Annotated in this window: 10 protein-coding genes; 5 read left to right on the top strand and 5 right to left on the bottom strand. The window is 51.0% G+C overall.

The annotated features are described in order from the left end of the window. The first annotated feature begins 125 nt into the window (after positions 1–125). Together cstA and J4645_RS01765 are read left to right on the top strand one after the other, a co-directional pair. On the top strand, positions 126–2231 hold the full coding sequence (cstA, locus tag J4645_RS01760) for a pyruvate/proton symporter CstA (RefSeq protein ID WP_001043108.1): 2106 nt from the start codon (positions 126–128) through the stop codon (positions 2229–2231). A 63-nt stretch (positions 2232–2294) separates the two neighbouring features. Continuing rightward, complete coding sequence (locus tag J4645_RS01765) at positions 2295–2492, top strand: YbdD/YjiX family protein (RefSeq protein WP_000460619.1); 198 nt, start codon at positions 2295–2297, stop codon at positions 2490–2492. A gap of 35 nt (positions 2493–2527) precedes the next feature. Here the strand turns inward: J4645_RS01765 and J4645_RS01770 are convergent, their stop codons facing one another. Beyond that, positions 2528–3616 (bottom strand): oxidoreductase, encoded by a 1089-nt coding sequence (locus tag J4645_RS01770; RefSeq protein WP_001016865.1) that lies wholly within the window; start codon positions 3614–3616, stop codon positions 2528–2530. A gap of 126 nt (positions 3617–3742) precedes the next feature. Here J4645_RS01770 and J4645_RS01775 point away from each other — a divergent pair, with 126 nt between their 5' ends. Then, entirely contained in the window at positions 3743–4903 is a 1161-nt protein-coding gene (locus J4645_RS01775) for a pyridoxal phosphate-dependent aminotransferase (RefSeq protein ID WP_001245597.1), read from the top strand. Here J4645_RS01775 and J4645_RS01780 read toward each other — a convergent pair whose 3' ends face one another. From J4645_RS01780 to dsbG, 4 genes are all read right to left on the bottom strand, one after another. Beyond that, positions 4904–5521, bottom strand: coding sequence for a ParB/RepB/Spo0J family partition protein (locus J4645_RS01780; RefSeq protein WP_001164754.1), 618 nt, complete (start codon positions 5519–5521; stop codon positions 4904–4906). It abuts the gene before it with no gap. Further along, positions 5494–6729: a phosphoadenosine phosphosulfate reductase gene (locus J4645_RS01785; RefSeq protein WP_000118134.1), complete on the bottom strand. Its 1236-nt coding sequence runs from the start codon at positions 6727–6729 to the stop codon at positions 5494–5496. Before J4645_RS01785 ends, J4645_RS01780 begins: the two co-directional genes overlap by 28 nt. 162 nt (positions 6730–6891) lie before the next feature. Next, positions 6892–7797 carry a LysR family transcriptional regulator gene (locus J4645_RS01790; protein ID WP_000002491.1) on the bottom strand — a complete coding sequence of 302 codons (906 nt, stop codon included), beginning with the start codon at positions 7795–7797 and terminating at the stop codon, positions 6892–6894. A 316-nt stretch (positions 7798–8113) separates the two neighbouring features. Next, positions 8114–8860 carry a thiol:disulfide interchange protein DsbG gene (gene dsbG / locus J4645_RS01795; RefSeq protein WP_023215302.1) on the bottom strand — a complete coding sequence of 249 codons (747 nt, stop codon included), beginning with the start codon at positions 8858–8860 and terminating at the stop codon, positions 8114–8116. Between the two features lie 440 nt (positions 8861–9300). Between dsbG and ahpC the strand changes: the two genes are divergently transcribed. Together ahpC and ahpF are read left to right on the top strand one after the other, a co-directional pair. Further along, positions 9301–9864 (top strand): alkyl hydroperoxide reductase subunit C, encoded by a 564-nt coding sequence (ahpC, locus tag J4645_RS01800; protein ID WP_023215210.1) that lies wholly within the window; start codon positions 9301–9303, stop codon positions 9862–9864. Between the two features lie 241 nt (positions 9865–10105). Then, a complete protein-coding gene (ahpF, locus tag J4645_RS01805; RefSeq protein WP_000887645.1) occupies positions 10106–11671 on the top strand; it encodes an alkyl hydroperoxide reductase subunit F in 1566 nt (521 codons plus the stop codon). Positions 11672–11948: the final 277 nt, after the last annotated feature.

The raw sequence follows: 11948 nt of genomic DNA on the forward strand, positions 1-11948 counted from the left end.
AACACTGTAATGTAAAAAATGGGTAACGATCCGGTTTTATCATGTTGTTGTGTTGTTAATTACGGTAAAGGTGTTATAGAAACAAAATGTAACATCTCTCTGGAACACCCAAACGGACAACAACTATGAATAAATCAGGGAAATACCTCGTCTGGACAGCGCTCTCAGTATTGGGTGCGTTTGCCCTGGGCTATATTGCGTTAAATCGTGGGGAACAGATCAACGCGCTATGGATCGTGGTGGCGTCGGTCTGTGTCTATCTTATTGCGTATCGTTTTTATGGGCTCTATATCGCCAAAAAAGTGCTGGCGGTTGACCCAACGCGTATGACGCCCGCGGTACGTCATAATGATGGTCTGGATTATGTCCCGACCGATAAAAAAGTGCTTTTTGGTCACCATTTTGCGGCCATTGCTGGCGCAGGTCCGCTGGTCGGGCCGGTACTGGCCGCGCAGATGGGCTATCTGCCGGGGATGATCTGGCTGCTGGCGGGCGTTGTGCTGGCGGGAGCGGTGCAGGACTTTATGGTGCTGTTCGTCTCGACCCGGCGCGATGGGCGTTCGCTTGGCGAGCTGGTTAAAGAGGAGATGGGCGCGACGGCCGGGGTGATCGCGCTGGTGGCCTGCTTTATGATCATGGTGATCATTCTGGCCGTCCTGGCGATGATCGTGGTGAAAGCGCTGACCCATAGCCCGTGGGGAACGTACACTGTTGCGTTCACCATTCCACTGGCGATTTTTATGGGCATCTACCTGCGTTATCTGCGTCCGGGGCGCATCGGCGAGGTGTCGGTCATTGGGCTGGTATTTCTTATTTTCGCTATTATTTCCGGCGGATGGGTGGCGGCAAGCCCAACCTGGGCGCCGTACTTTGATTTTACTGGCGTGCAGCTTACCTGGATGCTGGTGGGTTATGGTTTTGTCGCGGCGGTACTGCCGGTCTGGCTGCTGCTCGCGCCGCGTGATTACCTCTCTACCTTCCTGAAAATTGGTACGATTGTCGGTCTGGCGGTTGGGATTCTGATCATGCGTCCAACGCTGACTATGCCAGCGCTGACCAAATTTGTTGATGGTACAGGGCCGGTCTGGACAGGCGACCTGTTCCCGTTCCTGTTTATCACCATCGCCTGCGGCGCGGTATCCGGTTTCCATGCGCTCATCTCCTCCGGCACGACGCCGAAGATGTTGGCCAACGAAGGCCAGGCCTGCTTTATCGGCTACGGCGGGATGTTAATGGAATCTTTCGTCGCCATTATGGCGCTGGTCTCCGCCTGTATTATCGATCCGGGCGTTTACTTTGCGATGAATAGCCCGATGGCGGTACTGGCGCCAGCGGGGACAGCGGATGTCGTGGCTTCTGCTGCGCAGGTGGTCAGCAGTTGGGGTTTCGCTATCACGCCGGATACGTTACACCAGATTGCCAATGAAGTCGGCGAACAATCCATTATCTCCCGCGCAGGCGGTGCGCCAACGCTGGCGGTAGGGATGGCCTACATTTTACATGGCGCGTTGGGCGGCATGATGGATGTGGCGTTCTGGTATCACTTTGCCATTCTGTTTGAAGCGCTGTTTATTCTGACGGCGGTGGATGCGGGTACCCGTGCGGCGCGCTTTATGTTGCAGGATTTGTTGGGCGTAGTGTCGCCAGGGCTGAAACGTACCGATTCGCTGCCAGCGAACCTGCTTGCTACGGCATTGTGCGTGCTGGCGTGGGGGTATTTCCTCCATCAGGGCGTGGTCGATCCGTTGGGCGGTATTAACACCCTGTGGCCGCTGTTTGGCATCGCTAACCAGATGCTGGCGGGGATGGCGCTGATGCTTTGCGCCGTGGTACTGTTCAAAATGAAGCGTCAGCGTTATGCGTGGGTCGCGCTGGTGCCAACGGCCTGGCTGCTGATTTGTACGCTGACGGCGGGCTGGCAGAAAGCGTTTAGTCCGGATGCGAAAATCGGCTTCCTGGCCATTGCCAATAAGTTCCAGGCGATGATCGACAGCGGCAATATTCCGCCGCAGTACACCGAATCGCAGCTCGCGCAGTTGGTATTCAATAACCGTCTGGATGCCGGGCTAACCATCTTCTTTATGGTGGTGGTCGTGGTGCTGGCGGTCTTCTCTATTAAGACGGCGCTGGCCGCTCTGAAGATTGATAAACCGACGGCGAATGAAACGCCGTATGAGCCGATGCCGGAAAATGTGGATGAGATCGTGACGCAGGCGAAAGGCGCGCACTAATCTTTTTACATCAATAGCCCTCTCCAGAATAAGGAGAGGGCATTTGGATGACAGGTGACAACGATGTTCGATACGCTTTCGAAAGCCGGAAAATATCTGGGACAGGCCGCAAAAATGATGATTGGCGTGCCAGACTACGACAACTATGTGGAACATATGCGCATAACGCATCCGGATCAGACGCCGATGACCTATGAAGAATTTTTCCGCGAGCGGCAGGATGCGCGCTATGGTGGAAAAGGCGGCGCGCGTTGCTGCTGAGTGTTGCCAGGCCTGATAAGCGCAACGTCACCAGGCTATATTCTGAAAAATTCAACTTTTTCAAACGCCGCACGCAGGGTGTCAGGCGTTAACGTCACCGGTAAATAGTGGATGGATTCGACCGGGCGCAGGGTATGCGCGATTACCCTATCGATCTCGGCGGTGTTATGAATATCCACCTCCAGTTCGCTAAGTCGGGCCGGCAGATGAAATCGCCGGTACGCTGCAATCAATTGCGCCAGCACGTCATCTTGTCCCAGTAGCGCGCTTTGCACCAGAATGCCATAAGCCACTTTCGTTCCGTGCAGGAATTTTTCCGTTTGCGGCAGGACGGTCAGACCGTTGTGTACAGCATGGGCGGCGGCGACACGGGTATAGCGTTCCCCGAGGCCGCCGACCATACCACCGCCAGCGATAATCGCATCCACCACGTCGCAAAATGCCTGGGTCAGCCGACGCTGCTGTTTATCCGCTAATGCTTGTTCGCTGCTGGTCAGCAGGAGATCGCGAATAGCGCACGCGCTGTTAATGCCCAGTCTTACGGTCAAAGGCAACGTTTCAGGCTGCGGCGCAAGCACAACGGCTTCATACCATTTCGCCAGCGTATCGCCAATGCCAGCTAACAGATAGTCATCGGGCGCCTGCAGAATAATGCGCGGTTCGACCAGCACCAGAAAATTGGCATCATCAAAAATTTCGAACTGTAACGCCTGTCCCGCGTCGTTATACCAGACGGAAAGCGGTGTCCAGGCGGCGCAGGTCGCCGCGATGGTCGGGATAGCGACAAACGGCAGCGCCAGACGGCGGGCGAGCGCTTTGGCGGTATCGAGCAGCGCGCCGCCGCCGACGCCTATCACCACCTGACGATCGTCGTTGCAGGCGTGCGCCAGTTGGGCAACATGGCGTTCGCTACAATGGCCGGTAAACTGCAGATGTTTTGCGCCAGCACGTTCAAACGCTTCCGGCAGGTAAGGCCGGGCGGCGGCAATCGCGCGTTCGCCGAACACCCAAACGGCGTGGGAAAGCTGTTCCGGCGTGAAAAAGTCTGTCAGTCTTCCGAGGCTTCCAGCATGGGAAAAATAATTCGCCGGGCCGGTAACGACGCGGATTTCAGTGTGGTTCATGTTGTGTTGTCCTTAGGGTCTTCTCACCGTTGTTATTATATTTAGACATCTAAACGTCTTGATTGCCAAATACTAACACCCTGTGATAGTGTGTCAACAACCACATCACTGGCGGGTATGAAGATAATGAGAAATAACCCACTGATTCCAAAAAGCAAATTGCCCAATCTTGGCACCACGATTTTTACGCAAATGAGCGCGCTGGCGCAGAAACATCAGGCAATAAATTTATCGCAAGGCTTCCCTGATTTTGATGGTCCTCGTTATTTGCACGAGCGGTTGGCTTATCATGTCGCGCAGGGCGCGAATCAATATGCGCCGATGACGGGCGCGCAGGCGCTGCGGGAGGCCATTGCCGATAAAACGGCGGAAATATATGGTTATCGACCCGATGACGTCAGTGATATCACCGTCACGGCGGGCGCGACAGAAGCGCTGTATGCGGCGATTACCGCGCTGGTGCGGGCAGGGGATGAGGTTATCTGTTTCGATCCCAGTTACGACAGCTATGCCCCGGCCGTGGCGCTTTCCGGCGGCGTGTTAAAACGCATAGCGCTTACGCCGCCGCATTTTCGCGTCGACTGGCAGGCGTTTTCGGCGTTGCTTAGCGAGCGCACGCGGCTGGTGATCCTCAATACGCCGCATAATCCCACCGCTACCGTCTGGCGTCAGGCGGATATCGAGGCGCTGTGGCAGGCTATCGGCGAGCGGGAAATTTATGTGTTAAGCGATGAAGTGTACGAACATATTTGTTTTGCCGTCGAAGGTCATGCCAGCGTATTGGCGCACCCTCAGTTACGAGAGCGGGCGGTTGCCGTTTCATCGTTTGGTAAAACCTTTCATATGACAGGATGGAAGATTGGTTACTGCGTTGCGCCTGCGGCCATTAGCGCCGAAATACGCAAAGTTCACCAGTACCTGACGTTTTGCGTCAATACGCCGGCGCAACTGGCGCTGGCGGATATGCTGCGCGCCGCGCCGGAACACTATCGCGCGTTACCCGATTTTTACCGGAAAAAACGCGATGTGCTGGTTAACGCGCTGGCGCAAAGCCGATTAAAAGTGCTGCCCTGTGAAGGTACCTATTTTCTTTTAATCGATTACAGCGCAGTGTCGACGCTAAATGACGTTGAGTTTTGTCAGTGGCTAACCGAAGAAGTCGGCGTCGCCGCTATTCCGCTCTCTGTCTTTTGCGCCGCCCCTTTCCCGCATCAGCTTATACGTTTATGTTTCGCTAAACAGGAATCAACGCTGCTGGCCGCCGCAGAGCGCCTGTGTAAACTGTAGTTATTTAACCGTCCACGCTCTGGAGAATCGACGGTCTGCAAAAAGCTCCTGCAGGCCGTTGATCTGTTTCAGGCGCAGGACTTCATCGGCGTCCATACCTAACTCCTGGCCGATTTTGCTTTCGTCCCAGCCTAGCAGAGAAAGTTCGCGCACGATTTCTGACATGGCGTGGATCTGGTGGCGTCCGCGCGCGCGGTTATGCCGAATGGTTGCCGCCATGCGTTCGTGACGTTCTCTGTCCAGACACGTTATCGGCAGGTAGCCTTTCAGACGCCTTTTCAGGACCGTTTTTCCTTTGCCCAGCTCATGACGGTGAAAACCGTCCACAATCTCGTACTCCTCCGCATCGGCCTTTACCACCACTATCGGCTGAGTAAACCCATCTTGTTCAATCGATTTAAGCAGCAGTTTTTTCTCCGGCGGCGCAACGTTATTCGGGTTGTAGTCATTAGGCGAAATATGATCGTTTTTCACCCACAGGACACAATCGACAGGCTCATCGCGAAAAGGACTAACGTTATGTATCGCCATTCTAAATTCATTAATGGCGGCGATTCTCTCTTCTTCAGGCAGTTCAGAGAGAAAGTGAGTTATTTCGGTTGTGAGTCGGTGTTGCATAAGATCCCCCATTCCTGGCGTTTAGCTTTCATACGTTCGTTATAACGCTGGTAATTCTTAGGTTTTGTCGGACTGAATGACAGCGCCCGGCACCAGTAATCATTGTTCAGTAAAACTTTGCAGATCCGTCGCCACGACGGAATATCGCGCGATCCGATATCGCCCTGCTGCGTCTGTGGGATGGTGTTCATGCCTTTTTTCTTATACCACTGCAAATAAACGGCGATTTTATTACGGTAATGTTCAGCAGTGACTTCAGGCATACTGTGTAGCAGGAGCAGCGCGTACTCTTCCCAGTTAAGGTGATCGGGTTTTAAAATTTTCCGGTGGCCATAAAAATGGTTGTCTTGTCCGGCGTAGATACCTCCACTGAGTACGCCGCTGACTCTGGCGCACATGGCCGCCCAGCGCTCAGGTTCGATAACGTGATACAGCCATAACCCCTGTCGTTGTTCCGGGCCGAACGGTTCGCAAATACGCATGTAACGGGGCGGTACGCCAGCCTGATACATCAAATTATACAAAGGGTTACAGGGTTTACCTGTTTTGGCGAACCAGGTCCAGATATCTGCGGTTTTCCAGTCATAGATGGGGTAGATATACCAGGTGTGACCCTTAGGGGCTAACGTGGTCCAGGGCTTATCGTCGGCAAAGCGCAGCTTATGCGAGTTAGCGATAGCGGCAAATCGGTTATAGGATTCGTCGGAACGAATACCGACCAGCATAGCGGCAGGACGCTTTTCTGAAAACCAGTCGGCAAAATCGCGAACGAACTGTTCAAAGGTCATGCCGTGTTGATAAAAGGAAAAAAAGGCCGGATCGGTAATCGCATCTTCTGGCGGTTGTCGTACCCAGTCGGCACCCGGCTGCCAACACTGCCACTCCGGCTGGTATTGTGAAAGGGAATTTTGTGTGGTTAAGGGTAATGCGACCCAATAAAAACGCTCGATAACGTCCGCGTAGTATTCACGTAATGATTCAATATAGGCGATGGTACAGGAGAATTGCGCTTCCCAGTCAATGAAGAGAACGTGGATCTTTTTATTCATTTTGCGCGCCAACGTTGCCGTCAGGTGCAGCATAAGTCCTGAATCTTTACCACCGGAAAATGAGACGCAGACCCGGGGTAAGGTTTCCAGGGTCCACATTATACGCTCTTGAGCCGCTTCCAGAACATTTTGCTCAAGCGGAACTTTATAAACCGACATCTCTGGATAGTCTCCGATGTGTTAACTACAGTATATTCGAAATAATTAACATAAAGGATAAGCAGATTAGATGAACTTGCAATGCTTTATTATATTTACTAAATAAATGCATTCTATAAATATATAGATTGAATTTATGTTAATGCCCGTTACCTGACCTTTTTATTCATGCTTTTTTGTAATGTACTCAATGAGCTCAGTAAATCCGCTATTATTCATCGAAGCTCTATTATACATAAGATAGAGTTGTACAGGAGCAATGGTAAAAGGTATGGAGACTTTTTTAAGTTTGATAGTGGATGAGTAATAGTCAACAAGTGATTGTGGTAAAAAACCAATAAGCTCCGTGGCGCTGATGGCGTTGGCGATGGTTATCAGCGATTTGCTTCTGAAACCAATTATTCTTTCCCCCAGCATATCATGGATAACTGAATGATGATCTTTTATATCGTTTTTCCGGGCGACGAATTGCGTAAATGACTCTTGTAGAATTTCGTCGATAGTTGCGGTTTCACCTAGCCGGGGATGGTTTTCACTGCAAGCCAGGATACATTCCACCTTATTAAAGTGAGTACAAACAATAGAACGATTATTGAGTGGGGCCATTGAAACCACAATATCTGCTTTGCGGTAGGCAAGAAGATCTTCAGGCTGTTCGTCAGTGGTCAAAATGTCGTGATGTTCAATTTCAACCTGTGAATCTTTGCGAATATATTCAACTAATTTCATCACATATTGGGTGATCAGCAGCTGTGGGCTATAGATAATAAACTTTTTCTTCAGACTGGACTGATTCATTATATTAATAGTTTGTTCCAGACTGTTAAGGTTATTTTCTAAATGATAATGTAAATTAATGCCTGTTACGGTAGGCGTAATTCCTTTACCTGAACGAATAAATAAAGGGTCATTGAATTGCGTGCGCAGGCGTTGCAATGACTGGCTTACGGCAGAAGGTGTAATATAGAGAGTTTCTGCCGCTTTGCTAATGCTTAAATGTTGATAAATACATTCAAATATAACCAACAAGTTAAGATCAAATTTTTTAAGGTCGTAAAGGTTAGCCATAGTATCTTCCAGGCATAATCATGGTATCTTCCATGATTATGACTTAATCTCAATAATTTACCAGAATTATGTTTATTAAACTTAATGTAGAGTTTATTTAAACTAAAATACCACAGTTATGAATATTTTAGCGAGTAAATAATCACAGTAAAGACGAACATAACTTACACTTTTATAATCACGCCGTTAGTCTAAAAAAGCTGTGCTGGATGATATGCTGGTCTGGCGTCGCGTTAATGCCAGGAGGAGGTTGGCCCGACAAACGCAGCGCTATCGGGCGTGGTACGGTTAAGCTTCTGCCTTGCTAATTTCTGCGTTAAGGCTGCCCCATCATGGCGTCCAGTTGCGCTTTTTCCGGTAAACCCACAACCTGTTGCAACGTCTTATCTTTATTCATGTAATAAATTGCTGGCGTCGCGTTAGCGCCAAGATCGTCCATTAACTGCTGATTCTGATTAATGACTTTCATCTGCGCCGGGGGGATGGACGCCGGAACCTCCAGCTTCATCTTTCCTGCGGAGGCTTCATAGTCATGCCATGTTTTCGCCGGGTTTTTCGCGCCTAAAATCGCTGCGGCTGTGGCCGGGCTTTCCGGTTTAATCACGCCGACCAGTAACGTACGTAATTGTACCTTGCCGGATTCGACCCACGGGCGAGCTTGCTGCCAAAACTGCTTACAATAGGGGCAGAAAGGGTCGGCGAAGACATACAGCACCACCGGCGCGTCTTTTTTACCGTCGAGTATCCATGACGCCTTTTCCATTTTCTGCCACATTTCTCGTCCGGCCGGCGCATAGATCTCTTTTTCTATCAGGGCGTTGCTAAGATTTTCACCTTTTTCATTATACATATAGCCGGAAATCGCGTGTTTGCCGTCCGGCGTCAGGTAAATCGTGACGCCCATATCCTGATACTTTCCGAGATAGCCCTTCATGCCCCCCGGCGCCTCGAAGGATTTCAGGATTGTTATGCCCTGTTTTTCAATGGCTTTAACCGGCGCAGGCAGTTCTTCCGCGTGGGCGAGAATGGGCAGCATAGCAAGCAGCAATGTACGTTTAATCATATTTTTTCCTTTTAAGATCAAAGCGAAAAGAATATTAATGATGATGCCTATCACAGACATAGGTAAGAGCTGGCGTGCCGGGATTGCCCTTTCTATGCTGGGGTGATGTAATCCTTTTCGCTGTTACAGCCTTTGTTAAGGTAATGTAGAGCGCAACACTTAGCCAGCATATACGCTATGGATTTCGAGTTGCAGACAATACGTCTGTAATTTGCAAGACGAGTCGTACTGGCTCTGAAGTTACCTACGGGTAGTTCAGGTAATGGGGCCGCCTGTCAGGCGGCCTTTTTACTTTAGATGGCTGACAGGGCGCAGTGTTCACAATGTCGCCCGAATCGGGTTGTTAGTTAACGCTTATTGATTTGATAATGGAAACGCATTAGCCGAATCAGCAAAATTTCGTTAACTTACTCCTCAACGAAAACACGGAGGAAGTATAGATGTCCTTAATTAACACCAAAATCAAACCTTTCAAAAACCAGGCGTTCAAAAACGGTGATTTCATTGAAGTCACCGAGAAAGATACCGAAGGCCGCTGGAGCGTCTTCTTCTTCTACCCGGCCGATTTTACCTTTGTTTGCCCGACTGAACTGGGTGACGTTGCCGACCATTACGAAGAACTGCAGAAGCTGGGCGTAGACGTTTATTCCGTCTCAACCGATACTCACTTCACGCACAAAGCATGGCACAGCAGCTCTGAAACTATCGCAAAAATCAAATATGCGATGATCGGCGACCCGACTGGCGCCCTGACCCGTAACTTCGACAACATGCGTGAAGATGAAGGTCTGGCAGACCGTGCGACCTTTGTTGTTGACCCGCAGGGTATCATCCAGGCGATCGAAGTTACCGCTGAAGGTATCGGCCGTGACGCGTCTGACCTGCTGCGTAAAATTAAAGCAGCACAGTATGTTGCCGCTCACCCAGGCGAAGTATGCCCGGCGAAATGGAAAGAAGGTGAAGCGACTCTGGCTCCATCTTTAGACCTGGTCGGTAAAATTTAAATTTCCGTCGTCTTTCACGCCATAGCTGCGTTGGCGTCGCCTGCTCACCCCGGTCACTTACTTCAGTAAGCTCCCGGGGATTCTCAGGCTAGCCGCCTTACTCTGACGTGAAATACTTTGGAAATTGTTTCAGTCATGGGCGCACCCGCGCCCATTTCATTTCAGCACCATGACGCAAGTTGTATTAATGCAGTCCCGCGAAGTCGGCTTGCATGATGATGTTTTCAGAGAGGGAAGAAGAATGCTCGACACAAATATGAAAACCCAGCTCAGGGCTTACCTTGAGAAACTGACCAAACCTGTTGAGCTGATTGCCACGCTGGATGACAGCGCTAAATCGGCGGAAATCAAGGAACTGCTGGCTGAAATCGCCGAGCTGTCCGACAAAGTCACATTTAAAGAAGACAATACTCTGCCGGTGCGCAAGCCGTCTTTCCTGATTACGAATCCAGGTTCTCAGCAGGGGCCGCGCTTTGCCGGTTCTCCGCTGGGCCACGAATTTACCTCGCTGGTTTTGGCGCTGCTGTGGACCGGCGGTCATCCGTCAAAAGAAGCGCAGTCGCTGCTGGAGCAGATTCGCGATATTGATGGCGATTTTGAATTCGAAACTTATTATTCACTCTCCTGCCATAACTGCCCGGATGTCGTGCAGGCGCTGAACCTGATGGCGGTGCTGAACCCGCGTATTAAACATACGGCAATTGATGGCGGCACCTTCCAGAACGAAATTACCGAACGTAACGTGATGGGCGTTCCGGCGGTGTTTGTCAACGGTAAAGAGTTCGGCCAGGGACGTATGACTCTGACCGAGATTGTCGCTAAAGTGGATACTGGCGCAGAAAAACGTGCGGCGGAAGCGCTGAACAAACGCGATGCGTATGACGTGCTGATTGTCGGCTCCGGCCCGGCGGGCGCGGCGGCGGCGGTCTACTCGGCGCGCAAAGGTATCCGTACCGGTCTGATGGGCGAGCGCTTCGGCGGTCAGGTGCTGGATACCGTGGATATCGAAAACTATATCTCGGTGCCGAAAACCGAAGGCCAGAAACTGGCGGGCGCGCTGAAAGCGCATGTCAGCGATTACGACGTTGACGTTATCGACAGCCAGAGCGCAAGTAAACTGGTTCCGGCCGCGACAGAAGGTGGCCTGCATCAGATTGAAACGGCGTCCGGCGCAGTCTTGAAAGCGCGCAGTATCATCATCGCCACCGGCGCGAAATGGCGCAATATGAATGTGCCGGGCGAGGATCAGTATCGCACCAAAGGCGTCACCTATTGTCCGCACTGCGACGGTCCGCTATTTAAAGGGAAGCGTGTGGCGGTCATCGGCGGCGGCAACTCCGGCGTTGAGGCGGCTATCGATCTGGCAGGTATTGTAGAACACGTTACGTTGCTGGAGTTCGCGCCGGAGATGAAGGCGGATCAGGTGCTACAGGACAAAGTGCGTAGCCTGAAAAATGTCGATATCATTTTGAATGCGCAAACGACAGAAGTGAAGGGCGACGGTTCGAAAGTGGTGGGGCTGGAGTATCGTGACCGTGTCAGCGGCGATATTCATAGCGTCGCGCTGGCAGGGATTTTTGTGCAGATTGGTCTGTTGCCGAATACCCACTGGCTGGAAGGCGTGCTTGAGCGTAACCGCATGGGCGAGATCATTATTGACGCCAAATGTGAAACCAGTGTTAAGGGCGTCTTCGCCGCAGGCGATTGTACCACCGTTCCTTACAAACAGATTATCATCGCCACAGGCGAAGGGGCGAAAGCCTCGTTGAGCGCCTTTGATTATCTGATTCGCACCAAAATCGCATAAAAAGAAGTAAGCACACCTGCAAGGTCAGTTAACTGGCCATCGTAAATGGCCCGATAGTGTAAGCTATTCGGGCCTGCGCTGTTTATGCCTGGGGCACGCCGCCAGCTAAAACACATTCTTCATTATCAATACTCTGAAACCGTCTGTTAATAACAGACGGTTTTTTATTTCAACGGTCTTCTGTTTTTAAACTTTGAAACAATAAAAACCTCTTCTACGGATTTAACGGGAATTTTTCTGTTTTTTTATCAAAGAAAGATTAAGCGCTTCCGTTAAC

Source organism: Salmonella sp. 32082101201600294FB01SM01 (assembly GCF_017572865.1).
Lineage (GTDB): Bacteria > Pseudomonadota > Gammaproteobacteria > Enterobacterales > Enterobacteriaceae > Salmonella > Salmonella enterica.

Coding starts and splice junctions, on each gene's coding strand:
- J4645_RS01790 (WP_000002491.1), bottom strand. CDS start 7,797: ATGGCTAACCTTTACGACCTTAAAAAATTTGATCTTAACTTGTTGGTT.
- ahpF (WP_000887645.1), top strand. CDS start 10,106: ATGCTCGACACAAATATGAAAACCCAGCTCAGGGCTTACCTTGAGAAA.
- J4645_RS01770 (WP_001016865.1), bottom strand. CDS start 3,616: ATGAACCACACTGAAATCCGCGTCGTTACCGGCCCGGCGAATTATTTT.
- J4645_RS01780 (WP_001164754.1), bottom strand. CDS start 5,521: ATGCAACACCGACTCACAACCGAAATAACTCACTTTCTCTCTGAACTG.
- J4645_RS01775 (WP_001245597.1), top strand. CDS start 3,743: ATGAGAAATAACCCACTGATTCCAAAAAGCAAATTGCCCAATCTTGGC.
- J4645_RS01765 (WP_000460619.1), top strand. CDS start 2,295: ATGTTCGATACGCTTTCGAAAGCCGGAAAATATCTGGGACAGGCCGCA.
- cstA (WP_001043108.1), top strand. CDS start 126: ATGAATAAATCAGGGAAATACCTCGTCTGGACAGCGCTCTCAGTATTG.
- dsbG (WP_023215302.1), bottom strand. CDS start 8,860: ATGATTAAACGTACATTGCTGCTTGCTATGCTGCCCATTCTCGCCCAC.
- ahpC (WP_023215210.1), top strand. CDS start 9,301: ATGTCCTTAATTAACACCAAAATCAAACCTTTCAAAAACCAGGCGTTC.
- J4645_RS01785 (WP_000118134.1), bottom strand. CDS start 6,729: ATGTCGGTTTATAAAGTTCCGCTTGAGCAAAATGTTCTGGAAGCGGCT.